Origin of the sequence: Salinivibrio sp. KP-1 (assembly GCF_000968645.1) — a bacterium.
Lineage (GTDB): Bacteria > Pseudomonadota > Gammaproteobacteria > Enterobacterales > Vibrionaceae > Salinivibrio > Salinivibrio siamensis.
Map to the genome: position 1 here is coordinate 775,631 of NZ_LAQR01000001.1, position 23,026 is coordinate 798,656.

Sequence of the window (23,026 nt, forward strand, 5' to 3'; positions counted from 1 at the left end):
GAGCAAAAATAGCAAGGTTTTTATCCCACTCTTTACGTAAACTGGTGCTAATTACGCATTCGGAGACGCATGATGACAACCCCACAGCCTTGCCATACTTGGGTCGGTAACGCGATTCGCCTCATTGAAGCCGACTTTAAACGCTCTGCAGATACCCACTTAATTAAGCTCGATCTCCCCAGCTTTGCAGACATTGATATCTATCTGAAAGACGAAAGCACTCACCCAACCGGCAGCTTGAAGCACCGCTTGGCGCGTTCTTTGTTTTTGTACGGCTTGTGTAATGGTTGGATTGATGAGCACACCACCATCATTGAAAGCTCATCAGGCAGTACTGCCATTTCCGAAGCGTATTTTGCCCGTCTGCTTGGCTTACGTTTTATTGCCGTAGTGCCTAAAAACACTGCGTGTAAGAAGATTGAGCAAATCCGTTTTTATGGCGGTGAAGCGCACTTTGTCGAGCGGTCAGATCAGATCTATGCCGAGTCTCGTCACCTTGCTAAGGAGCTCAATGGCCATTACATGGACCAGTTTACGTATGCCGAGCGAGCGACCGACTGGCGTAGCAATAACAACATTGCCAACCGCATTTTTGATCAAATGCAGTACGAGCGCTTTCCGATCCCTCGCTGGATTGTGATGAGCCCGGGCACCGGTGGCACCTCAGCGACCATTGGCCGCTACATTCGTTATCGTTGCCAACCCACTCAGCTGATGGTGGCCGATGCTGAACATTCGGTGTTTCACGATTACTACCTCACTGGCGACAGCGCACTGACCACCGATAAAAGCAGTCGCATTGAAGGGATTGGACGGCCACGTGTCGAGCCCAGCTTTATTCCCGGGGTGATTGATAGAATGACCACAGTGCCGGACACTCACAGTATCGCCACCATTCACTGGCTAGAAAGCCAACTTGGCCGCAAAGCCGGCGCGTCCACCGGTACCAACCTGTACGGTGTCTTGATGTTGGCGAATGAAATGCGCGCCAACGGCGAGAAAGGCTCTATTGTCACCTTGCTATGTGACAGCGGTGAGCGCTACCTAGACACCTATTACAACCCTGATTGGGTACGCGAGCACATTGGGGATCTCGACCAAGCGACTCATGATTTACAAACCTTGTTGGGGTAATAGGCACAACAGCCTTATGGTTTGTGGTAGCGACGCTCCGGGCGACCGACGCTACCATAAGCCACCTCAGCGCAAAGCTCATCTCTTCCGACCATATATTCCAAGTAACGACGCGCTGTTGTTCGGCTCGCGCCAATTTGCTGCCCAACCTGCTCGGCATTTAGCGCTATCGTGGGAGCATTTAAAACCCCACGAATTTTATTCAGTGTAATCGCGTCTATGCCTTTTGGTAGTCGCGGTGAATAAGGTTCGCTCTTCTCCTTTACGCCCGACGCCAGTAGGCCATCAACTTGGCTTTGAATGAGTGAATCCATATTTGCAAGCTTTTGAACATGCGTAGAATATTGGTTCAAAGACGTTTTTAATCGCTCGAAAACAACGGGCTTTAAAATATAATCAAATATACCGTTGTGCATGGCGGTGCGAAGAGTCTCTACCTCCTTAGCTGCCGTCACCAATATCACATCTGTATGCGCACTCTTGGCGCGCAATTCCCTCAGTAACTCCAGACCTGTGCCCTTGGGGAACTGATTGTCGAGAAGCAGTAATTGAGGTCGAAATACATCAAGCAAGTCTCTTGCATCATCCAAGTCATGGGCAATTCCCACTACATCAAACCCTTCGATTTTATCGATAAAGCGACGCTGAATCTCTGCAATTTTCGGATCGTCTTCTGCAATGACAATACTGATTAATTCTGTCATGTGTTGTCCTGATATGGATGTTGATCGAGCTCTTGCCATTTAGCTCTAGGTATATAAACCGTAAAGCGGCTTCCTGATAATCTACCTTGCTTATCACGCATATTCGGCTCAACTGTTACGATACCACCTAGGTGTGCAACTTGACGCTGAACTAAATCCAAGCCAATGCCATGACCATCGGTCTCTTTTGTTGTGTAACCACGCGTGAATATCGCCTCTGCTTGTTGGTGAGATAGACCTGCCCCCTGATCATTCACTTCGAAAATAAGCTCTTTACCGTAGTCAGAAAAACTCAGTGTGACTTGGCCATCGGGACCATAATGATCCAGCGTTGCTTCTAGGGCGTTATCAACGAGGTTACCTAAAATACTGACCAGCTGCTCACGCGGCAAAGCCTCTGGCAAATCCTGCATATGGCTTTCTTTATCAACGGTTAATCGTAAACCTAACTCTCTTGCTCGATTATATTTACCCAACAGGCATCCCGCCAGAATGCTATCTGAAGTGACCTGCATCACCCGTTGAATAAAGGATTGGTGGCCTGAGGTTTCCTGGCCGATCATTCGCAACGCCTCATTTGTCGCCCCCATGTGGATCAGTCCAGCAAGAGTATGTAATTTGTTGTTGTACTCATGTGCTTGGCTGCGCAAGGACTCCGCATACTGTTTGATTCGCGTTAGCTTACGGCTTACCAAATCCACCTCGTCTTTCAATCTAAAGCTAGACACGACCCCCGTGATGAGACCGTTTTGCCGCAATGGAATCCGGTTAACAATAAGATTGTGATGATGAAGCCAAATCTCTTGATCAAAATCAGGCTCTCCCTCCGCCAGGACAGTTTCCATTCCGGTATCGGGTAATACATCCGTAATATGGCGACCAATGTAGAGTTGGTCTTCTGGCAGCGCTAGCGTCTTTATGGCTGCACGATTGAATGTGGTGATATATCCAGATTGGTTAATCGCAACAATCCCTTCGCGAACAGTTTCTAATGTCACATTACGCTCCTGAAACAGACGGGCAATTTGCTCAGGCTCGAGATTGAAAATCGCTCGACGAAAATGATTAGCGAATAAGATCGCGGTAATAACACTAAAGATAAAGGCTGCGAGGATGGCGAAGAACATTGTACTGGTGTGATGTATGACGATTGCATCAACAGTGTCTAGTAAGTACCCCACCGAGACAATGCCGATAATCGATTTCCCGTCAGGACTGAAAATAGGCGCCTTCCCGCGCACAGACCAACCCACACTTCCCTCGGCTTGCGCAATGTACGCTTGACCATGAATCAGCGCAGGGGCATTGGTATCTCCGTCATCATCGGCCATCGATTTCCCTAAACGATCAGGTAAAGGGTGAGCAAGCCGAATCCCCACCTCATTGCCAAACACGACAAACCGTGCTTGAGCCGAACGTGCGAGAGCAACACTTAAAGGTTGCAAAAATGTTGAGTTCTCTTTTGATACGGCTTCAACCACATCAGGCATCGCCGCGATCGTCATCGCGACCCGCATCGCTTGCTGACCAATTTGCTCATTAAGGACTCTATCGAGGTAATTGATAGCAAAGTAGCCAAGCGTCCCTGTTTGTAGGATGGCAATCACACCTAAAATCAATACCATGCGCTGCTTTAGCTTCAAGCGACGCAATGAGAGAAACTGACGCATTGTGGTGGCGAGCTCCTTTCACCCAAGCATTCTCATGTTCTGTTAGTTTATCTGCGTTATGTTTTTATTGCAGTGAACAATATGAACAAAACCACCAAAACATTTTTTATTCACATTATTTTTACAATATATGAAATGCTCAACAACAGCATTAGAGTCCTCATGAGGAAGCAATCAATACATGAGGAAGCACAATGTTCAAGCAATATCGAAAAGGTAAATCAACAGCCATCGTCGCAGGTGTGATAGCAGCCGCGCTAAGCATTAACGTCCAAGCGAGCGTCGACAACATTCATTTTCTAGTACCAGGTGGCGCGGGTGGTGGTTGGGACAGCACAGCACGTGGCGTCGGGGAAGTACTTTCTAAATCTGAGCTTGTCGAACAGGTTTCGTACGAGAACATGTCCGGCGGTGGCGGAGGTAAGGCCATTGCGTACCTGATCCAAACCGCTGAGCAATCTACCGACACGTTAATGGTTAACTCCACACCGATTGTGATCCGCTCTCTTGCCAAAGTTTTTCCGCAATCGTTTCGTGATTTGACCCCAGTAGCGGCCACTATTGGTGATTATGCTGCGTTCGTTGTACCCAAAGACTCAAAATACCAAAGCTTTACCGATCTTGTGGAGCAATACAACAACGATCCTCGTTCCGTTTCTGTTGCCGGTGGGTCAGCGCGCGGCAGTATGGATCATTTAGTGGCAGCGCTCGCATTTAAAGCAGGTGGCGGCGACCCACGACAAGTCAAATACCTCGCCTACGATGCCGGTGGTAAAGCCATGGCAGGGTTACTATCAGGCGAAACACAAGTGCTCTCAACCGGCTTGAGCGAAGCCTTAACCCTTGCAGAAGCAGGCGAAGTTCGCATCCTCGCGATGACAGGAGAGAAGCGATCGCCCGTTGCACCCAATGTGCCTACCCTCAAAGAGCTGGGCTACGACGCGACGTTTGTCAACTGGCGTGGCTTTTTTGGCTCCCCAGAAATCAGTCAAGCACGTGCGAAAGAGTATGCACAAGTACTGGGTGAGATGTATGACACACCTGAATGGAAATCCGTGCGCGATCGATACGGCTGGACCGAAATCTATAAGCCTGGCGACGAATTCATGCACTTTCTTGAACAACAAGAAAAAGAAATCGGCGCCTTGATGACTGAGCTTGGTTTCATGTAATCGCCTTACCGCAGCGTCGCCATGCTTCTTGGCGCGCTGCTTCTCCATTTTATTGGTTCATCTAGAGAGGGAGCTCCAATGACGATAACCAAAGACCATATCGGCGGCCTAATATTTCTGAGCTTTTCGCTTGCTTACGGTTATTACGCTAATCAAATAGCGCTTATTCCTGGCGATGAGTTTCAGCCCTTTCATGCCCGCACCCTCCCCAACTTTCTAGCCGTATTAGGGAGTGTGCTCGCGCTACTACAGTTGCTCACCGCCACAAAAAGTCGATACTCAACGCTTTCATTAGCCGGCTACGATTTTTGGCTTATGGGCAAACTTTTATTATTGATGGTCGCGTTTTCGCTTGCACTGAAATGGGTCGGTTTTTTGGTATCCACCGCGCTGTTTCTTGCTGGCGGTTATTGGTTGCTTGGTGAGCGGCGCCCCAAAGTTATTCTCTTGGCCTCCGTCCCTTTTGCTATCAGCTTCTGGTTTTTATTGACCCAAATGCTCGATATCTATCTAGCTCCTGGTCAACTTTTTCGCCTAGCACAAGGAGGGTAAGCGATGTTTGATGGAATTATGTCTGGGCTTGGTACTGCTATCATGCCCTTCAACTTACTCATGGTAATTGTTGGCTGCTTTGCCGGCACCTTTATAGGGATGTTACCCGGACTCGGCCCCATTTCAGCGATTGCCCTAATGATCCCGATCACATACGGGCTCGACCCATCATCCGGTATTATTCTGATGGCTGGCGTTTACTACGGTGCCGTTTTTGGCGGATCTACTTCCTCCATTCTTATCAACGCTCCGGGATGTGCCAGTACCGTTGTGACCGCGTTTGACGGTTATCCATTGGCGCAACAAAAACAAGCTGGAAAAGCCTTGGCGCTTGCCGCCTATTCCTCTTTCACCGGTGGCACGATCGGCGCCATCATCTTACTCTTTGCCGCGCCTGCGCTAGCAAAAGTATCTTTGAGTTTTCAATCCAGTGACTACTTTGCACTTATGGTGCTGGGACTCACGGCTGTGGCTGCATTTTCCGGTAAAGGGCGCGTACTTAAAGCCATGATGATGACTGTCTTTGGCCTGATGATCGCGACAGTTGGCATTGATGTGATGTCAGGCAGCCCACGATTTACCTTTGGAAATGTCGATTTAATTGATGGTATCAGCTTCTTATTACTAGCAATGGCAACCTTTGCATTAACGGAAGTTGTGATGACAGTGCTGAGGGGGGAGCACAAAGAAAAAGACGCGCAGATCGATATGACCTCACTCGGCAGCATGAAGCTAAGCAAAGAAGAAATAAAACACGTCGCCCCGACCGTCGGTCGCTCATCATTTTTTGGCTTTCTTGTTGGCGTATTACCCGGCGCAGGCGCAACGATCGCCGCCTTTTTAAGCTATGGCATGGAAAGAAACTTTGCGCCTAAGGCACTTAAAGAAAGATTTGGGCGCGGAGCGTTGCGTGGGCTTGCCGCCCCAGAGTCTGCTAACAATGCCGCCTCGACAGGATCCTTTGTTCCTCTACTTACGCTTGGTATTCCGGGCTCTGGCACGACCGCCATTATGCTCGGGGCACTAATCGCTTATGGCATTCAACCCGGTCCACGCCTTTTTATCGACAATCCTGATGTGTTCTGGTCCGTGATTATCTCGATGTACTTCGGTAATCTGGTTTTGTTAATTCTCAACCTACCGCTGATCCCTTACATCTCTCGTCTGTTGGTGATCCCACGCCCCATTTTAATCCCATTGATATTGTTTTTCTCCATCACGGGCGTTTATCTGGTCAGTTTTAATGCCTTCGATATCCAAATGATGGTCGTCATCACCATCATCGCCACCTTTTTGAAACTGCTAGACTTTCCAATGGCTCCCATGCTTTTAGGGTTTATTCTAGGCGATATATTGGAGAAAAATCTTAGCCGTACACTAACACTGACGGATGGTAGCTATGCATTCCTATGGGAAAGGCCACTAACACTTACCATCATGCTGTTAGCGGTACTCGCTTTGTTACTGCCTGGCTTTATCGCCGTCTGGGATAAAAAACGAGGTAAGAAAAGCAGTACAACCCAAGCGACCGAGCACGCGACAGATTGATAAAACGCACAAAAGTATTAATGCGCTAGTCCGTATTTTTATCTATCCGCGTCTGCAGGGCATCAAACTTGTCGTGCAGACGCATTAGTTCAAGCTCGAGTTTTAGATTAATTTCGTAGGTGGCTTTTTGCTCCATCCTGTCTTTTGCCGCTTGGCGGTTTTGCGACATCATGATGATCGGCGCTTGGAAAGCCGCCAGACTGGATAACCCAAGGTTCAGTAAAATAAAGGGATAGGGATCGAATGACGCGTCTCCCACTAACCAAACCGTATTCACGACAATCCAGCCAATGATGAATGCGAAGAAAAGCCCGATAAATGACCAAGAACCGCCAAATGAGGCAATTTTATCCGCCACCATTTGCCCGGTGGTCAGGCTTTCATGAAAGGACTTGTTGACGTTCTCAGAGACAGACGTGTTGTTAGCAATACTCTCAATAACTTTCTTTTCTCCCGAGCTAAGGCTACCAAACGGCTGGCCCAGCAAGGCTTTGGCTAAGTTCTCAAAATACTTTTTCATCTGTCACTCCATGCTAACGTGCACGACACCAACAAGGTATCGTGCAGACTTTATCATTAAGCCATTGAAATAGAGTAGATTAACTTAGAGGCTTAGCAAGCAGAGTATCCTTTATCATACAAACTAAATCCGGCGGGCGCGGATGGTGCGTCCTTTAACTTTTCCATCATTGAGTTTACGCAACGCGGCTTTAACGCAGGATTGGGACACAGCAATAAACGCCACATTGTCGAGCACATTGATTTTACCCACCTGCTTACCGTCAATGCCCGCTTGGCCAGTCAACGCACCTAAAATATCACCCGCGCGTACTTTTTGCTTTTTACCCGAGTCAATCATCAAGGTTGCCATCTCAGGCTGGTAAGGCGCAGTGTCGAGCAAATGCTGCGGCGGCAGGGCTTCGGGGAGAAAATCACGATCATATTGATCGCCAATCATCGCCAATTTATAGTGCTCAGCATCGTTATATAGCGAACACGCCACCCCTTTTTTGCCAGCGCGACCGGTACGGCCGACACGGTGTACATGAGTTTGTGGATCGTGGGCGAGTTGATAGTTGATCACCATATCCATGTCATCAATGTCTAAGCCTCGCGCAGCCACATCAGTGGCCACCAGCACGGACGCACTTTTGTTGGCAAATTTTACCAAGGTGCGCTCACGGCCACGCTGTTCAATATCGCCATGCAAGGCAACGGCGCTAAAACCATCATCTTCTAGGTTATCGCAAACTTGTTGTGTTTGAGCTTTGGTCGTACAGAACACCACACAGCTTTGCGGCTGAAAATGTAATAACAGTAGCTTTAACGCTTGGTAACGCTGCTTGTTGTCATCGACTTTATAAACGTGTTGCGTGATTGTACTTTGCGTTTGCACCTCATCCACTTTAACGGAGACAGGGTGACTCAGCACTCGCTGGGCAATCGCATTGATCGAGCGCGGGAAAGTGGCGCTAAATAACAAGGTTTGGCGATGAGCAGGAACACGCGCAATGATGGCATCCAAAGTATCTTGGAAGCCCATATCCAGCATCTGATCGGCTTCATCCAACACCAAGGTCTCAACATCATCAAGGCGCAAGGTGCCCTTGCGTAAATGGTCATCCACACGCCCCGGAGTGCCGACAATAATGTGTGCACCATGCTCCAGTGAGCCAATTTGTGGGCCAATCGATACTCCACCGCACAGCGTCAGTACTTTGACATTATGGCGACCACGCGCCAACTTACGCATCTCAACCGCCACTTGCTCGGCCAGCTCACGGGTTGGGCACAGCACCAAAGATTGCACGCGAAAGCGTTTTACGTTCAGTTTGGCTAACACACCTAAGCTAAATGCCGCCGTTTTCCCCGAGCCAGTTTTAGCTTGGGCAATAATGTCTTTGCCACTGAGCACAGACGGTAAGCTCTGCGCCTGAATGGGCGTCATCTGCGTATAACCCAAGGTTGCCAAGTTATCGAGTAAATCAGCAGGTAACGCGAGCGAGGAAAAAGCGGTATCAGTCAAAGTCGTATCCACAGCAAAAGTAAATCATGCCGCGCCCAAGCACGGCCAAAAAGGGGGCGTATCATACCAGAGTCTGATTGCTGTCACATTAACCAATTAGCGCCACCCGCGTTGAGAACCGCTTTGTCGAGTCATGTATTTTGTTACGTCATTGTTAGACAAAGCTCCGTATTTATACCTGCTCTACTTGTCTTGTCATTGGGCTTGGTGTGCAATCAAGGCACACAATTAAGGAGGATTGTCTTGTGGCAAATATCCCAGTAGAAAACTACCCGCTCTCTCATACGCAGGCGATTGTTTGGAATGACATGGATGCCCTGCAACATATCAATAACACCGTGTATTTTCGCTACTTTGAAGATGTACGTGTGGTGATGCTTGAAAAACTGGAAGTATTCGAGCTAGCCAAACGGCTGCATGTAGGCCCCGTGGTCGCCTCAACCCGCTGCGATTATCGCGCCCCTTTGGTGTATCCAGATACCATCACCACCGTCGCTTGGGTCGAGGATATTCAAGAAAAGCGCTATGCGATGAAGTATGAAATCTACAGTCACAATCAAGAACGCTGTGTGGCCGAGGGCGAGGCCTTGATTGTCTATTGCGACTTTAAAACCGGTAAAAGCTGCCCTATCCCAGCCGAGACGCTCGAAGGGTTAAAAGCCTTTGTGGCGAAACAGTAAGCATAGAGACGAGCACTGCGCGTTGCCTGACGCGCAGTCAGCCGTTGGTCCATTTGGACATTTGTTCTTTGGCATCATGATGACTCAAGAGCGTCTGGCTTGCTGTCGATACCGCACAGGGGTACCATCCGTGCTCTGTGTAACACTGGGTAAGTAGCACCGCCAAAGGACAAACCGATGAAAAAAGCCGTTGTGGTATTTAGCGGAGGACAGGATTCAACCACCTGTTTGATTCAAGCGCAGGCAGAGTACGACGAAGTGCATTGCCTCACTTTCGACTATAACCAGCGCCACAAACAAGAAATTGACGTTGCCCGTGAGATTGCTGCAAACCGCAACGTCAGTGCGCACAAGGTACTGGATGTTGGTTTGCTCAATGAATTGGCGATTAGCTCGCTCACACGCGACAATATTCCTGTTTCCAATGCACTGAACGAAAACGGCCTGCCCAATTCCTTTGTGCCGGGTCGTAATATCTTGTTTTTGACTTTGGCAGGCATTTACGCCTATCAAATTGGCGCTGAGGCGGTGATCACCGGTGTCTGCGAAACTGACTTTTCTGGCTACCCTGATTGTCGCAATGATTTTATTCAATCAATGCAGCAAGCCCTTGAGCAAGGCATGGACAGAAAACTCGCGTTAGTCACACCACTGATGTGGCTGAATAAAGCCGAGACTTGGGCACTGGCCGACCAGTATCACGCCCTCGATTTTGTACGCGACCACACCCTAACCTGTTATAACGGCATTAAAGGCACTGGCTGTGGCGAGTGTCCAGCCTGTCACTTGCGTCAGCGTGGCTTAGATGACTACCTCACCAACCAAGCGGACGTGCAAGCCACACTGCAACGCAAACAAGCCGAAAACGCGTAATAGCGGGCACACACTGGCAGCGACAAAACATAAAAAACCGCCTCGCAATGAGGCGGTTTTTGTGTCGAGCATCAAACAGCAGTTATTTATGCGGCTCATCATGCGGATGGGTATCAAACTCACCATGACTGGCCCGATGCACAGTTTCCACCGCGAGCGCTTTATCCAATTGCTGCGCCACATACTCAGGCGAGTGAGTATGAATGGAGAGCAAGCGATACATCGCCGGGATCACCAGCAAGGTAACAAAGGTCGCAAAGGCCATGCCGGTGAAGATCACCGTCCCAACCGCGATACGACTTTCGGCCCCCGCGCCGGTTGAGAGGATCAGTGGGATCATCCCTGCCAAGGTGGTAAACGCCGTCATCAAAATCGGTCGCAAGCGACGGACTGACGCATCGATAATCGCTTTATCAAATGCAATGCCACGGTCACGCAATTGGTTGGCAAACTCCACGATTAAGATACCGTTTTTGGTCACCATCCCAATCAGCATAATCAAACCAATTTGGCTGTAAATATTGATCCCTTGGTTGGTCAGCCACAGGCCTAAAAAGCCGCCTAGCATCCCCATGGGCACCGTCAACATCACCACCAAGGGGTTGATAAAGCTTTCAAATTGCGCCGCTAACACCAAGTACGAAACCAAGAGCGCTAAACCGAACACCACCAGCACACTGGTTTGGTTGTCACGAAAATCTTTCGACTCCCCTGAATAGCCCACCGAGATATCGGCCGGCAGGTTCTCAGCCGCGATTTTATCGAGATAATCGAGTGCTTGACCCAGTGTCACATCCTCGCCTAAATGCGCCGATAAGGTGATCGACTTTTGCTTGTTGGTATGGCTTAAACGCTGCGCGGACGCTGTTTCTTCCACCGTGGTCACTGCATCCAGCGAGACTAACTTGCCGCTGCGGCTACGCATATAAATACGGGTAAGATCCCCTTTGCTGCTAAAGGCCTTTTCATCGCCGCGTACATACACATCGTATTCTTCACCACGATCCACATAGCTGGTCTGGGCACGACCACCGAGCATCACCTCTAAGGTATCGGAGACATCCCGCACCGAAATCCCAAGTTCAGCGGCGCGGCGACGGTCTACTTTGACCACCAACTCAGGGGTGTTTTGGTTGTAGTCATAATCAGGGCTGTCAATCATGCCTGCCTCGCGGCCCATTTCGCCCAATTTTTCCGCCCAGCGATGAAGCTCAGGATAGTCTGGACCACTTAACACAAACTGCACGGGCTCTGAACTACCGCCCCCAAAGCCAGGCGCAAACGGGAACACTTGCACATCTGGCACACCATTTAACACCTGACGCACTTCTCCGAGAATGGCTTGAGCGGAGCGGTCGCGCTCATCCCAATCCGGCAATAGCATGATCACGAAGCCCGTTTGATCGCCGGCCCGACCACCAAACGCTGGTGTTTGTAAGCTGACCGAGCTGAGAGTACCAGCCTCGACCAAAGGCATTAAGCGCTGCTCAATTTGCTCAATGTTGCCCACCATACGGTTGTACGCCGTGCCTTCCGCACCACGGACAAACGCCAGCAGCACCCCGCGATCTTCTTGTGGCACTAATTGCGACGGTAAGTGTTGCATCAGCACGCCACTGCCGCCAATACAGAGCAAGATAACCACAGGCGCAATCCAACGCCAACGCAGGACATGTGCCAATACTCGGCGATAGTAACTTTCAAGCACATCAAACCCACGGGTGATCACGCGGTTCACAGGACTAGATGCCACATTTAGGCGCAGCAATTTACTGCCAAGCACCGGCGTAAGCGTCAACGCTATTAAGGACGAACAGAGCACGGTGACGGCGAGCATCACTGCAAACTCGGTGAACAACTTACCAATCATGCCATCCATGTAGGTAATGGGGAGGAATACCATCACCAACACCGCGGTGGTGGCGATCACTGCAAAACCCACCTCCCGTGCGCCACGGTAAGCGGCCACCAAGGGTTTATCGCCTTGTTGTAAGTGGTGGAAGATATTTTCGACCACCACAATGGCATCATCCACCACGAGACCTATCGCGAGAATGAGCGCCATTAAGGTCAGCAAGTTAATCGAAAAGCCCATCGCTGAGGCAACGATAAAGGCGGATATCAAGGATACCGGCACAGTCACTGCTGGGATCAAGGTAGCGCGCGCTTGGCCGATAAAGATATACAGGACTAATACCACCAGCGCCCCAGTGATAAAGAGGGTGCTATACACTTCCTCAATCGAGCGCTCAATAAATACCGTAGTATCGTAATCCACCCAAAGACGCGTACCTTCGGGCAGGAAGGCCTGCATCTCATCGACAAGCTTATGAGCGCGGTCAGAAATATCGAGCGGATTGGCATCGGATTGTGGGATCAGCGCTAAACTTAAATTATTGATACCATTGTTTTTATAGGTGGCATCTTCGTTCCGTGAGCCAATTGCCACCTCCGCCACATCCGACAAATAAATCGCAGTGCCGTTCGCCGTGGTGCGCACCACCAGTTGTTTAAAGTCCTCTGCGTCACGATATAAACGATCGCTACGCACTGGCATGGTCATCACGTCATTGCGGATTTCCCCGCCCGGACTTTCTAAGTTTTCATCCCTCAATGCGTCAAGAATATCTTGGGTGGTGACACCGTGCCCCGCCATTTGGGTGGGATCCAGCTTCACATACATCACTTTATACAGCGCGCCGTATAAATCGACCGAACTCACCCCAGAGATCAAGCTGAATCTATCTTCCAGCGTACGTTGGGCGTATTCCGTCAGTTGGTTGCGGTCCATCTCTGACGAGGCCAAGTTGATATAAACCGCCGCTTCACCGGTGCCGTTGTCTTTGTACACAATCGGATCATTGGCATCATCAGGCAGTCCCCCTTGCGCGCGCGCCACGGCATCACGCACATCACTCACCCCCTCGGTCAGCGGGTGATCGAGTTTAAATTCCACCGTGATCCGTGATGAGCCATTGCGGCTGACCGAGGTGATCTCTTCAATGCCGCTAATGCCGGAAAGCTCATCCTCAATCAATTGCGTGACTTGGCTTTCCATAATGCTGGCCGAGGCGCCAGAATAGCCGGTATAAATACTCACCACCGGGCTATCGATATCAGGCATTTCACGCACTGATAAGGTCGAGAAAGAAACCGCGCCAAAGACACATAACAGCAAACTCAATACGATCGCCATCACTGGTCGTTTCACTGAGACATCAGACAACCACATTAGCTGGCCTCCGTCTCAGACACGGTATCATCGATACGGCTTTGGTCATCTTCTGGATTTTTCGGTGCTTCCGCATTTAATACAGACACTTGCGCACCATCGCGCATATTCACCAAACCTTGCACCACAATGTGCTGACCGGGTTCAAGTCCTTTACTCACCACCACTTGGTTATCAATCCGCGCGCCAAGGGTAATTTCGGTACGATGGGCAATGCCTTCGTCATCAACGCGGAAGACATAGCGACGCGTACCGGAATACTGCAGAGCTTGCACAGGCACAATCACCGCTTGCTGCTCCGGCAAAGTCAGTTTCGCCTCCATCAGCATGCCGGGCTGCAATTGGCGTTCAGGGTTATCCAGCGCCACACGAACACTGACTGATAGCGCGTCTTTATCCACTCGAGAGTCCACCACGCTCACCGTGCCGGTAAAGGCATCATCGGGATACGCTTGCGAGGTGACCGCCACTGGCATATTGGGATAAAGCAGTCCGACGTATTGCTCTGGCACCTGAATATCAAGGTTCATGCGTGACAGGTTGTCGAGACTAAAAAGCGTTTCGCCCACATCCACGCGCTGGCCGACGCTTAAATCAAACAAACCAATGCGACCAGAAAAAGGCGCAATTAAACGGTGATCATCTAGATCAGATTGCGCCGATTGCAAACGGGCCTTGGCGATATTGACACTGGCTTGCTGCGCATCCAACTCGGTTTGTGTTAAGGCACCACGTTGCGCCAGCTTGGTGTACTCCTTTAGCTTGCGCTGCTCATCATTGAGATAAGCCGACGCTTCCAACACCGCCGCTTGGGCTTTGGCGCGATTAAAGGTCACCAAAGGCGCCCCTTTTTCAACCGTCTCGCCCGGTTTTACATGCACAGTTTCAATGCGCGCCGAGACTTCTGACTCAATATCAATCTGCTGATGGGCTTTAACATTGCCCACCAATGACAACGACGGCGCAATCGGTTTGGTTTCCACTTGTGCCGTCATCACATCCACAGATCGTGCCCCCGGTGGTGGCGCAGAGGCCTCCTCGCTCGAGGGCTGGATATCGCCCCACTTCCAGAACGCGACGCCCGCCAATACCACGACGCCCAATAGCATCCACTTTTTCATTGCCATGTACCTTATATGTTGGATAGCACCAGTGTACTGATCTGCATTTTTTTGTCCTTAAAGAATTGTAAAGACACTGTTTTTTATCGTTATTACATAGGATTGTGCGATAAAGCGAGACAGAGGTAAGACTGTGTAAGGACAGCCAGGTTTCAAAAAACATCAAAAAAGCTCACTTACACCGTTTTTCGCACGCAAGACGCTGAAAAAAGCACCAACCACTAATCGGGACAGAGAAAACCCTTTACAGCTCCAGTCGGTTTGGTAAGATTCGCCTCGTTCGCGTGGTGGAGTTCCCGAGCGGTCAAAGGGATCAGACTGTAAATCTGACGGCTCAGCCTTCGAAGGTTCGAATCCTTCCTCCACCACCAATTTTACAAAGCAAGACTCCGTGGTGGAGTTCCCGAGCGGTCAAAGGGATCAGACTGTAAATCTGACGGCTCAGCCTTCGAAGGTTCGAATCCTTCCTCCACCACCATTTTATAAAGCAAGACTCCGTGGTGGAGTTCCCGAGCGGTCAAAGGGATCAGACTGTAAATCTGACGGCTCAGCCTTCGAAGGTTCGAATCCTTCCTCCACCACCACTTTTACAAAGCAAGACTCCATGGTGGAGTTCCCGAGCGGTCAAAGGGATCAGACTGTAAATCTGACGGCTCAGCCTTCGAAGGTTCGAATCCTTCCTCCACCACCATCTTTAAGGGCCAGCATTTGCTGGCCCTTTTTCGTTGCTTTTGCGGTGATAACTTCATCATTCCGCGTGAGAGGCGAGTGATGCGCGGCCATGCGGTGACCACAAGTCTTGCTCTGGTCCTTTCGGCACAATGCGCGTCGGGTTAATGTTGCCGTGGCTGTAATAATAATGGGTTTTGATATGGTGCATATCGACTGTCTCTGCCACGCCTGGCACTTGGAATAACTCTTTCATGTAACAGAATAAATTGCAGTAATCGGCAATACGTTGCTTGTTACACTTAAAATGGCCCACGTAGACGGGGTCAAAGCGAATTAACGTGGTGAACAGCCGCCAGTCTGCTTCAGTAATCTGATTTCCAGCAAGATAACGATTGCGACTTAAATGATCATCCAACACCGTCAATGCAGTGAATAACTGATCAAAGGCTTCTTCATAAGCCTCTTGTTCGGTGGCAAAGCCACATTTATAGACGCCATTATTCACATTGGGGTAAACAAACTCGTTCCACTGATCAATCGCCGCACGCAGGTTGTCTGGGTAATAATCGTCATGATTGCCCGTAATACCATTAAACGCCGAATTAAACATTCGAATAATGTCAGCGGATTCATTACTGACAATCGTTTGAGTTTGCTTATCCCATAAAATCGGAACGGTGACTCGACCGGTGTAATCAGGCTTCGCGTGGGTATAGAGCTGATGGGCATAGTCGTATCCATACAGCGGCTCTGGCTCAGAAAACGTCCAGCCATGTTCTAGCATCTCAGGCGCGACGACCGTAACCGCTATATGAGGCTCAAGCCCTTTTAAATGGCGCATAATCAGGGTGCGATGTGCCCATGGACAAGCAAGAGAAACATACAGATGATAGCGGCCTGATTCAGCGCTAAAGCCCGCATCGCCACTTGGTCCAGCTTGGCCATCAGCGGTCACCCAATGACGAAAGCCCGCGTCTTCACGGACAAATCGACCACCCGACGACTTGGTGTCATACCATACATCATGCCAAATACCGTCTATCAGTTTTCCCATATGTCCTCCTTTTTTACTATCAGCAGTATAAGAAGCGCGCTAAGGAAAGTCGGCAGAGCAACTTGTTGGAGTTATTCGAAAAAGCTGAACAACCCTTACAGTATCAACAATGTCATGGTCTTGTGAGAATTTGTCTGATTGCTTGTTCGCGTTTGACCATCACTCTCCATCTCTTTTAGGGTGACCGTGATGAATAAAAGGAGAGTATTGATGAAACGTTTACTAGCGACCCTATCTTTTGCGTTTGTTGTTGCAGCCAGTCTGCCAAGTTTCGCTGCCAACGAAACAAACGAACTGTCAGCGGATCAGCTGACCGACCAAGTGGTAAGCAGCTACGCAGAGGCCGCTGAACAGGTGGTTTCAATCTCAAAAGATTACAAAAGCAAGCTTGAGAGCATTCGCAGTGAAGAAAAGGCGAAAGCGCTAATGGCGGAGACGCAAAAAGAAATGGCGCAAGCGATTGAGGCAACGGGCCTGACGATAGAAGAATATAACGCTGTTTTTCGTCAAGCACGTGAAGATAAAGAGCTGCAGAAGAAAATCAGCAATATGCTCAACGAGTAACCGTAGTTTGAAACAGGGGTAAGCATATCCATGCTACCCCTGTTTATTTAAGCTTGGTCTGTCGAGACAGCCGTGTTGGGTAGCCCTAGCGAAATCACAGTGGTTAAAACGAGAAATGCGAAAGACACCCAAAGACACGCGGCGAGTCCCCATACTTGGAACACCCAACCGGATAACACGGTGCCAATTAAGCGTCCCATGGCGTTCGCCATATAATAAAATCCCACATCCAGCGACACACCATCGCCTTTGGCGTAGCTGACAATCAAGTAGGAATGCAGTGAAGAGTTAATCGCAAAGATCGCTCCGAACACCATAAGCCCGACGATAATCACCCCTTGCGGATGCCACTGCTCGCCAATTGCATAAGCAATGACACCCGTCACCATCGCCAGTAAACATGCCCAACCGAGCGCCGCCTTACCACCCGGCGAATGACCAGATTGGCGCCCAGTGACTTTCGGCGCAATGCCTTGCACCATGCCGTAAGCGATCACCCATAGCGCAAGAAAGCCGCCCACCGCACTGTGGCTCCAACCAAATGTGGTGCCAAGATAAATTGGCAAGGCCACCACAAACCAAACATCTCGCGCGCCGAAAAGGAACATCCGTGCTGCTGAGAGGATATTCACGCTTCGAGACTTAGAAAAAATTTCCGAAAACTTGGGCTTACTTTTGGCTTTTCCCAACTCCGCATTGAGCGACACCACACTGCCGATAAACACCAAACTCAACACGCCAGCCATCGCCGCCACCGCGTACTGAAAGCCAATCAGAGAAAGCAATGCGCCACCAACAAAAAAGCCCACACCTTTGAGTGCATTCTTCGAGCCGGTCAAGATCGCAATCCACTTAAACAGCGCCCCCTCTGCGTTGTCAGGCACCAAGGTTTTAATCGCGCTTTTGGCGCTCATTTTATTCAGATCTTTCGCAATCCCAGACAAGGCTTGAGCTGCCATCACCCAGGGAATGGTGAGCCAAACGGCTGGCACGGCTAACATGGCAAGCGCGATAATTTGCATGCCAAGGCCAATATTCATGGTGCGATTGAGGCCCAGTCTAGCCCCTAACCAGCCTCCGATAAGGTTGGTGACCACACCGAAGAATTCGTAAAACAAAAACAGCGAGGCGATTTCTAACGTGCCGTAGCCCAGCTCATAAAAATACAGCACCACCAGCATCCGCAGTGCACCGTCGGTGATGGTGAAATTCCAATAGTTAAAGGTGACCAGCATATACTGGCGCACGGATTGGCTTAATTGAGCAAACATAGTGGTCATCGATTCACATACAAAAAAGGGCGATGCGGTACGGGGCACGCATCGCTACCCTATAAAAAGCGATTACTTATCAACGCCGCCGACGTTGCGCACCAACTCTGCGGTGCGCGTGGCATACCCCATTTCGTTGTCATACCACGCATAGATTTTGACCATACGCTTACCCACCACCATGGTGGACAAACCATCGACAATCGTGGAGCGCTGATCGCCACGGTAATCAATCGAGACTAACGGACGCGCCTCAAAGCCAAGAATGCCGTTAAGCTCGCCGTCCGCGGCCTCTTGCAACAGGGCGTTCACCTCATCAGCAGTGGTATCGGTTTCCACGTCAAAGATCACATCCGTTAGCGACGCATTGGCGAGGGGGACACGCACTGCATGGCCATTAATCTTGCCTTTTAGATCCGGGAAAATTTCTACGATAGCGGTCGCCGATCCGGTGGTGGTCGGGATCAAGCTCATGCCACAGGCGCGGGCACGACGTAAATCTTTATGCGGCGCATCTAAAATCGTTTGAGTATTGGTTAAATCATGAATGGTGGTGAAAGTCGACTGCGCAATTCCCAGTTTTTCATGGATCACTTTTACAATCGGTGCCAGACAGTTCGTGGTGCACGACGCCGCAGTGACGATTTGATGTTTACTCGGATCAAATATCGCGTCATTCACCCCCACCACGATATTCGCCACACGCTCATCTTTGACCGGCGCAGAGACCACCACGCGCTTTACGCCTTGGTCCAAATATTGTTGCAGCAGATCCGCGTCACGGTGTTTTCCTGTGGCCTCAATCACCACATCGCAGCCTGACCAATCGACTGCATCAATCGCTTTTTCTTGGCTTGTCGTCAGTGTTTGACCGTTAATCTGCACGCGGTTGCCTTCTGCACTCACCGCGTGATGCCAACGCCCTTGTACCGAATCAAACTCCAGCAGATGCGCCAGCGTTTCGGTATCTCCCGCCACATCGTTAATATGCACAAACTCGAGCTCTGGCCAATCAAATGCTGCCCGTAATGCCAAACGACCGATACGGCCAAACCCATTAATCCCGACTTTAATTGTCATTGCTCTCTCCTTTACACGCAGCAGGTAGGGCGAGACGCCATCTTGGCAAGCCGCGTAATATCTTCTTGATAAGTGTCTTTTAGGCAGTTGGAATCAACTAACCCCTGAATTTGTTTGCGCATCCAACCGGGTAAGTCAGCGGCTAAGCGATAAAACACCCATTGCCCTTGGCGCGTATCAACCAACACACCACTGGCCCGCAGTTGCGCCAAATGGCGTGAGATCTTCGGCTGCGAGGTATCTAGCGCTTCGGTAAGCTCGCATACACATAACTGCCCTTCACGGGCAATAAGCAGCAAACATCGCACGCGCGTTTCATCGGCCAATAATTTGAAAAACTGGTGAGGCAACATAGGCTCTCTCATAACGCTTTACTAAATGCATATATGGATATGCGAATATTAATAAACCCAAGCATACATGCAAATGGGACAAGGCGGAATTCATAAAAGCTTCATATTAAATCGTATAACGCCGCTTCATCCTTAGCGCGACATTCACCAAGGCAATCAACACCGGCACTTCCACCAGCGGCCCAATCACTCCTGCAAAGGCTTGATCAGAGTGAATGCCAAAGACTGCTATTGCCACCGCAATCGCCAATTCAAAGTTATTACCGGATGAGGTAAACGCAATTGACGCGTTGCAGTCATAGGGGATCCCCAGTTTTTTGCCCACAAAGAAGCTAATAAAGAACATCAACACAAAGTAGGTCACTAGCGGTACAGCGATACGCAGCACATCAAGCGGCAACGCAATAATCGCTTCCCCTTTGAGGCTAAACATCAACACAATGGTCGCCAACAAAGCGATTAACGTCATCGGTGAGATACGTGGCAGAAAGACATCTTCGTACCATTGCTCGCCCTTTTTAGCGACCAACACGGCACGTGATAGGTAACCCGCTAAAAAAGGGATACCCAAGTAAATCAGCACACTTTTCGCGATGTCGCCCATGGTGACATCCACCACAAAACTTTGTAGACCCAGCATGGGGGGTAAAACGGTGATAAATAGCCATGCCATCACACTGTAAGTCAGGATCTGAAATAAACTATTCAGTGCCACTAGGGCTGCGCCATATTCTTTGTTACCGCCACTGATATCGTTCCACACCAAGACCATGGCGATACAACGGGCAAGACCAATCAATATCACTCCCGCCATGTACCCTGGCTCATCACGTAAAAATAGCACCGCCAGCGCGAACATAAGAATAGGACCGACCACCCAGTTCATGATCAGCGACAGCGTGATGGCTTTTTTGTCGCGCGTGACCGAGCCCAATAAACGATAATTCACTTTTGCCAGTGGCGGATACATCATTAAGATCAAGCCAATCGCCAGCGGCACATTGGTGCTGCCGACCGATAAACGCTCACTGAGGGTCGCCACTTCTGGATAAATCCACCCTATGCTGACCCCTATGGCCATAGCGAGGAAAATCCATACCGTTAAATACCGATCAAGCCAACCCATCTTTTGGGCGGCCGACGGCGCACAGGTTTCAGATTGAGACATAATACAAATCCTTGGTGATTACTGACGTTGAATAACAGGCACTCATCATGATGCGAGAGGTTAACTATTGATGATCCTCACACACCGTTTTTCCCTGCATCACTGGAGTGAAAGGCGAGAGAAGTGAAGGATTGTTGATAGCGGTAGTGTGCAAAATACCGACCATCCAGTCGGGTAATGCAGGATGAAGCTGATAATAGACCCACTTTCCTCGACGCTCTCCGACAACCAATTGGTGCTTACGTAGCTCCGCCAAATGCCGAGAAATCTTTGGTTGGCTTAGGGCTAACGCCTCCATCAGATCACATACACATAACTCACCATGCTGTGAGAGCAACAATAGAGAGGTCAGCCGAGTGGGCTCGGATAAAGCCTTGTAAAAACTAAGCGTTTGACACATCTGCATTTTCTCTTTTCAATATATACGATAAATCATATATATGAAAAACCATATGTCAAATCAAACAGCAAGTAGAATAGTGGCTAGAATGACAAACACAGCACTATCGCTATCTCGTTGCGGTCTAAAAAGCCCTTTACATCCGTAAGAAATGCTGTAGTGTGATCAAAGCTCTAGATACGGAGCATCAAAAGACATCAAGTCAAAGTCGAGACAGACCACGCTATTTCCCGCATAGACTCTCTGCAGTAATCCACTTTCGCTTTTTTCCTAGATTGATAACCCGTTAACACCCCTTTTGCTATCACTCATTGGTAAGTATCACTGTATGGATGGTGATCGCTCAATCCAAAGAGGCCGACGCATTCATACGGCTTTGATGGATAACGACTGAGGGGGCAGAGCAATAATCATTTAACTCATGGAGATAAAATATGGCCGCTACTAACGGCAGACTGCGTCACTGGTATCATTTACGCCGTGCACAAACACAAACTAAAACCGCTAACAACACAACCAAAACAGTAAGGAACGCCATTGATAGTTAACTTTTCACTCCCTAATCTTGCCAACTGGCAGGTCGCGATTCATCAATTTAATGGGGATATTATCCTCAAGCACTTGCTCCATCGCCTACCGACACTATCCCAACCGACGCTACAGTTTGATCCTAGCACCGAGCTTGGCGCCATTTTTAGCCAAGGCGAATGCTTAGGTGAATTCTCTCTTGCGCACTAACGCTTAGACAATATCGCGCGTTTCCATAACCTACAGAGATAGAGGCCGCCTTTCCGTTCATTGAACTAAGCTGGTAAAGTGTCTTGCTATTAACAAGACAACAAAGGCAGCCTCACACGTGAAAATCATTTCATTCAATATCAATGGTATTCGTGCTCGTTTGCATCAATTGCAAGCCTTGATTGAAAAGCATCAACCTGACGTGATCGGGTTACAAGAAACCAAAGTTCATGACGACGCCTTCCCGCTCGCGGATGTCGAAGCGATGGGTTACGAAGTGCACTTTCATGGCCAAAAAGCCCATTATGGCGTGGCAATGCTATGTAAAAAGTCCCCTATCAGCGTGCAAAAAGGCTTTCCTACTGATGATGAGGACGCTCAACGCCGGATGATCATGGCGACCTTTGAAGACGAAAACGGCAAGCCAATCACTGTGCTTAACGGTTACTTCCCGCAAGGGGAAAACCGCAGCCATGAAACCAAATTCCCCGCCAAGCGTAAGTTTTATCAAGACTTAATGACCTATTTAGCTGACCGTGATCCGAGTGAGCAGTTGGTGGTGATGGGCGACATTAATATCAGCCCGAAAGACGATGACATCGGCATTGGTGAGCAAAACGCCAAACGCTGGCTACGCACCGGTAAGTGCTCTTTCTTACCCGAAGAGCGTGAGTGGCTGGGCACTCTAATGGACTGGGGGTTTGTTGACACCTTCCGAGCCCTGCATCCTAGCGTGAACGATCAGTTCTCGTGGTTTGACTACCGCTCACGCGGCTTTGACGATAACCGCGGCCTGCGTATTGACGTGATTCTGGCCACTCCAGATCTGGCGAATCAATGCATCGATGCTGGCATTGACTACGAGCTCCGAGCGATTGAAAAACCGTCAGATCACGCGCCGATTTGGGCGACCTTTAAATCAGCATGATTGATCTGTCGTTGGCGACACGATCAAACGATTAATCTGTCATTCAACGATAAATACCGCAGCATAAGAAGGCTGCGGTATTCGGT

21 protein-coding genes and 4 tRNA genes are annotated in these 23,026 nt (G+C 49.6%); 13 read left to right on the top strand and 12 right to left on the bottom strand.

Features of this window, described 5'->3' with window-relative positions; translation table 11 throughout:
* Positions 1 to 72: 72 nt before the first annotated feature.
* Positions 73 to 1,134 (top strand): PLP-dependent cysteine synthase family protein, encoded by a 1,062-nt coding sequence (locus WN56_RS03450; protein ID WP_197075737.1) that lies wholly within the window; start codon positions 73 to 75, stop codon positions 1,132 to 1,134.
* A gap of 14 nt (positions 1,135 to 1,148) precedes the next feature.
* Here WN56_RS03450 and WN56_RS03455 read toward each other — a convergent pair whose 3' ends face one another.
* Together WN56_RS03455 and WN56_RS03460 are read right to left on the bottom strand one after the other, a co-directional pair.
* Positions 1,149 to 1,838, bottom strand: a complete 690-nt coding sequence (locus WN56_RS03455) for a response regulator (RefSeq protein ID WP_046073624.1) — start codon at positions 1,836 to 1,838, stop codon at positions 1,149 to 1,151.
* The gene (locus WN56_RS03460; RefSeq protein ID WP_046073625.1) at positions 1,835 to 3,508 is read right to left on the bottom strand and encodes a sensor histidine kinase; all 1,674 of its coding nucleotides are present in this window, start codon (positions 3,506 to 3,508) and stop codon (positions 1,835 to 1,837) included. The genes WN56_RS03455 and WN56_RS03460 overlap by 4 nt, the downstream gene beginning before the upstream one ends.
* Positions 3,509 to 3,702: 194 nt before the next feature.
* Between WN56_RS03460 and WN56_RS03465 the strand changes: the two genes are divergently transcribed.
* The 3 genes from WN56_RS03465 to WN56_RS03475 all read left to right on the top strand — a co-directional run bounded on the left by WN56_RS03465 (position 3,703) and on the right by WN56_RS03475 (position 6,780).
* On the top strand, positions 3,703 to 4,680 hold the full coding sequence (locus WN56_RS03465; protein ID WP_046073626.1) for a tripartite tricarboxylate transporter substrate binding protein: 978 nt from the start codon (positions 3,703 to 3,705) through the stop codon (positions 4,678 to 4,680).
* A gap of 78 nt (positions 4,681 to 4,758) precedes the next feature.
* Positions 4,759 to 5,232, top strand: a complete 474-nt coding sequence (locus tag WN56_RS03470) for a tripartite tricarboxylate transporter TctB family protein (RefSeq protein ID WP_046073627.1) — start codon at positions 4,759 to 4,761, stop codon at positions 5,230 to 5,232.
* 3 nt (positions 5,233 to 5,235) lie between these two features.
* Positions 5,236 to 6,780: a tripartite tricarboxylate transporter permease gene (locus WN56_RS03475; RefSeq protein ID WP_046073628.1), complete on the top strand. Its 1,545-nt coding sequence runs from the start codon at positions 5,236 to 5,238 to the stop codon at positions 6,778 to 6,780.
* 25 nt (positions 6,781 to 6,805) lie between these two features.
* Here WN56_RS03475 and WN56_RS03480 read toward each other — a convergent pair whose 3' ends face one another.
* On the bottom strand, positions 6,806 to 7,300 hold the full coding sequence (locus tag WN56_RS03480; RefSeq protein ID WP_046073629.1) for a DUF1003 domain-containing protein: 495 nt from the start codon (positions 7,298 to 7,300) through the stop codon (positions 6,806 to 6,808).
* Positions 7,301 to 7,423: 123 nt separating this feature from the next.
* Positions 7,424 to 8,806 carry an ATP-dependent RNA helicase DbpA gene (gene dbpA, locus WN56_RS03485; RefSeq protein ID WP_046073630.1) on the bottom strand — a complete coding sequence of 461 codons (1,383 nt, stop codon included), beginning with the start codon at positions 8,804 to 8,806 and terminating at the stop codon, positions 7,424 to 7,426.
* A 245-nt stretch (positions 8,807 to 9,051) separates the two neighbouring features.
* Here dbpA and WN56_RS03490 point away from each other — a divergent pair, with 245 nt between their 5' ends.
* Positions 9,052 to 9,486, top strand: coding sequence for a thioesterase family protein (locus tag WN56_RS03490; protein WP_231637397.1), 435 nt, complete (start codon positions 9,052 to 9,054; stop codon positions 9,484 to 9,486).
* A gap of 177 nt (positions 9,487 to 9,663) precedes the next feature.
* Positions 9,664 to 10,359 carry a 7-cyano-7-deazaguanine synthase QueC gene (gene queC / locus WN56_RS03495; RefSeq protein WP_046073631.1) on the top strand — a complete coding sequence of 232 codons (696 nt, stop codon included), beginning with the start codon at positions 9,664 to 9,666 and terminating at the stop codon, positions 10,357 to 10,359.
* Between the two features lie 82 nt (positions 10,360 to 10,441).
* Here the strand turns inward: queC and WN56_RS03500 are convergent, their stop codons facing one another.
* Both WN56_RS03500 and WN56_RS03505 read right to left on the bottom strand, forming a co-directional pair.
* Positions 10,442 to 13,591: a multidrug efflux RND transporter permease subunit gene (locus WN56_RS03500; RefSeq protein WP_046073632.1), complete on the bottom strand. Its 3,150-nt coding sequence runs from the start codon at positions 13,589 to 13,591 to the stop codon at positions 10,442 to 10,444.
* A complete protein-coding gene (locus WN56_RS03505; protein WP_046073633.1) occupies positions 13,591 to 14,712 on the bottom strand; it encodes an efflux RND transporter periplasmic adaptor subunit in 1,122 nt (373 codons plus the stop codon). Before WN56_RS03505 ends, WN56_RS03500 begins: the two co-directional genes overlap by 1 nt.
* Before the next feature lie 286 nt (positions 14,713 to 14,998).
* Here WN56_RS03505 and WN56_RS03510 point away from each other — a divergent pair.
* The 4 genes from WN56_RS03510 (at position 14,999) to WN56_RS03525 (ending at position 15,403) form a co-directional block, all read left to right on the top strand.
* Positions 14,999 to 15,083 (top strand) — tRNA-Tyr (locus WN56_RS03510).
* Between the two features lie 22 nt (positions 15,084 to 15,105).
* Positions 15,106 to 15,190: transfer RNA gene (locus WN56_RS03515), tRNA-Tyr, on the top strand.
* Positions 15,191 to 15,211: 21 nt separating this feature from the next.
* Positions 15,212 to 15,296 (top strand) — tRNA-Tyr (locus tag WN56_RS03520).
* A gap of 22 nt (positions 15,297 to 15,318) precedes the next feature.
* Positions 15,319 to 15,403, top strand: a tRNA-Tyr gene (locus WN56_RS03525).
* 57 nt (positions 15,404 to 15,460) lie between these two features.
* Here the strand turns inward: WN56_RS03525 and WN56_RS03530 are convergent.
* Complete coding sequence (locus tag WN56_RS03530; RefSeq protein WP_046073634.1) at positions 15,461 to 16,438, bottom strand: glutathione S-transferase family protein; 978 nt, start codon at positions 16,436 to 16,438, stop codon at positions 15,461 to 15,463.
* 210 nt (positions 16,439 to 16,648) lie between these two features.
* Between WN56_RS03530 and WN56_RS03535 the strand changes: the two genes are divergently transcribed.
* A complete protein-coding gene (locus WN56_RS03535; protein ID WP_046073635.1) occupies positions 16,649 to 17,002 on the top strand; it encodes a DUF4168 domain-containing protein in 354 nt (117 codons plus the stop codon).
* A gap of 47 nt (positions 17,003 to 17,049) precedes the next feature.
* Here the strand turns inward: WN56_RS03535 and arsJ are convergent, their stop codons facing one another.
* The 5 genes from arsJ to WN56_RS03560 all read right to left on the bottom strand — a co-directional run bounded on the left by arsJ (position 17,050) and on the right by WN56_RS03560 (position 21,274).
* A complete protein-coding gene (arsJ, locus tag WN56_RS03540) occupies positions 17,050 to 18,273 on the bottom strand; it encodes an organoarsenical effux MFS transporter ArsJ (RefSeq protein ID WP_046073856.1) in 1,224 nt (407 codons plus the stop codon).
* Positions 18,274 to 18,345: 72 nt separating this feature from the next.
* A complete protein-coding gene (locus WN56_RS03545) occupies positions 18,346 to 19,353 on the bottom strand; it encodes an ArsJ-associated glyceraldehyde-3-phosphate dehydrogenase (RefSeq protein ID WP_046073636.1) in 1,008 nt (335 codons plus the stop codon).
* A gap of 11 nt (positions 19,354 to 19,364) precedes the next feature.
* Positions 19,365 to 19,706: a metalloregulator ArsR/SmtB family transcription factor gene (locus WN56_RS03550; RefSeq protein WP_021024015.1), complete on the bottom strand. Its 342-nt coding sequence runs from the start codon at positions 19,704 to 19,706 to the stop codon at positions 19,365 to 19,367.
* A 106-nt stretch (positions 19,707 to 19,812) separates the two neighbouring features.
* Positions 19,813 to 20,874 (bottom strand): ACR3 family arsenite efflux transporter, encoded by a 1,062-nt coding sequence (gene arsB, locus WN56_RS03555; protein ID WP_046073637.1) that lies wholly within the window; start codon positions 20,872 to 20,874, stop codon positions 19,813 to 19,815.
* 64 nt (positions 20,875 to 20,938) lie between these two features.
* Positions 20,939 to 21,274 (bottom strand): metalloregulator ArsR/SmtB family transcription factor, encoded by a 336-nt coding sequence (locus WN56_RS03560; protein ID WP_046073638.1) that lies wholly within the window; start codon positions 21,272 to 21,274, stop codon positions 20,939 to 20,941.
* 537 nt (positions 21,275 to 21,811) lie between these two features.
* On the opposite strand from WN56_RS03560, the gene WN56_RS03565 reads away from it, so the two are divergent.
* Together WN56_RS03565 and xthA are read left to right on the top strand one after the other, a co-directional pair.
* On the top strand, positions 21,812 to 22,012 hold the full coding sequence (locus WN56_RS03565) for a hypothetical protein (RefSeq protein ID WP_046073639.1): 201 nt from the start codon (positions 21,812 to 21,814) through the stop codon (positions 22,010 to 22,012).
* Positions 22,013 to 22,130: 118 nt separating this feature from the next.
* Entirely contained in the window at positions 22,131 to 22,940 is an 810-nt protein-coding gene (xthA, locus tag WN56_RS03570) for an exodeoxyribonuclease III (RefSeq protein WP_046073640.1), read from the top strand.
* The last annotated feature ends 86 nt before the right edge of the window (positions 22,941 to 23,026 follow it).

Bases quoted from the DNA above. Each gene is read 5' to 3' on its own strand.
- WN56_RS03450 (WP_197075737.1), top strand. From the start codon at position 73: ATGACAACCCCACAGCCTTGCCATACTTGGGTCGGTAACGCGATTCGC.
- WN56_RS03455 (WP_046073624.1), bottom strand. From the start codon at position 1,838: ATGACAGAATTAATCAGTATTGTCATTGCAGAAGACGATCCGAAAATT.
- WN56_RS03460 (WP_046073625.1), bottom strand. From the start codon at position 3,508: ATGCGTCAGTTTCTCTCATTGCGTCGCTTGAAGCTAAAGCAGCGCATG.
- WN56_RS03465 (WP_046073626.1), top strand. From the start codon at position 3,703: ATGTTCAAGCAATATCGAAAAGGTAAATCAACAGCCATCGTCGCAGGT.
- WN56_RS03470 (WP_046073627.1), top strand. From the start codon at position 4,759: ATGACGATAACCAAAGACCATATCGGCGGCCTAATATTTCTGAGCTTT.
- WN56_RS03475 (WP_046073628.1), top strand. From the start codon at position 5,236: ATGTTTGATGGAATTATGTCTGGGCTTGGTACTGCTATCATGCCCTTC.
- WN56_RS03480 (WP_046073629.1), bottom strand. From the start codon at position 7,300: ATGAAAAAGTATTTTGAGAACTTAGCCAAAGCCTTGCTGGGCCAGCCG.
- queC (WP_046073631.1), top strand. From the start codon at position 9,664: ATGAAAAAAGCCGTTGTGGTATTTAGCGGAGGACAGGATTCAACCACC.
- WN56_RS03500 (WP_046073632.1), bottom strand. From the start codon at position 13,591: ATGTGGTTGTCTGATGTCTCAGTGAAACGACCAGTGATGGCGATCGTA.
- WN56_RS03505 (WP_046073633.1), bottom strand. From the start codon at position 14,712: ATGAAAAAGTGGATGCTATTGGGCGTCGTGGTATTGGCGGGCGTCGCG.
- WN56_RS03530 (WP_046073634.1), bottom strand. From the start codon at position 16,438: ATGGGAAAACTGATAGACGGTATTTGGCATGATGTATGGTATGACACC.
- WN56_RS03535 (WP_046073635.1), top strand. From the start codon at position 16,649: ATGAAACGTTTACTAGCGACCCTATCTTTTGCGTTTGTTGTTGCAGCC.
- arsJ (WP_046073856.1), bottom strand. From the start codon at position 18,273: ATGTTTGCTCAATTAAGCCAATCCGTGCGCCAGTATATGCTGGTCACC.
- WN56_RS03545 (WP_046073636.1), bottom strand. From the start codon at position 19,353: ATGACAATTAAAGTCGGGATTAATGGGTTTGGCCGTATCGGTCGTTTG.
- WN56_RS03550 (WP_021024015.1), bottom strand. From the start codon at position 19,706: ATGTTGCCTCACCAGTTTTTCAAATTATTGGCCGATGAAACGCGCGTG.
- arsB (WP_046073637.1), bottom strand. From the start codon at position 20,874: ATGTCTCAATCTGAAACCTGTGCGCCGTCGGCCGCCCAAAAGATGGGT.
- WN56_RS03560 (WP_046073638.1), bottom strand. From the start codon at position 21,274: ATGTGTCAAACGCTTAGTTTTTACAAGGCTTTATCCGAGCCCACTCGG.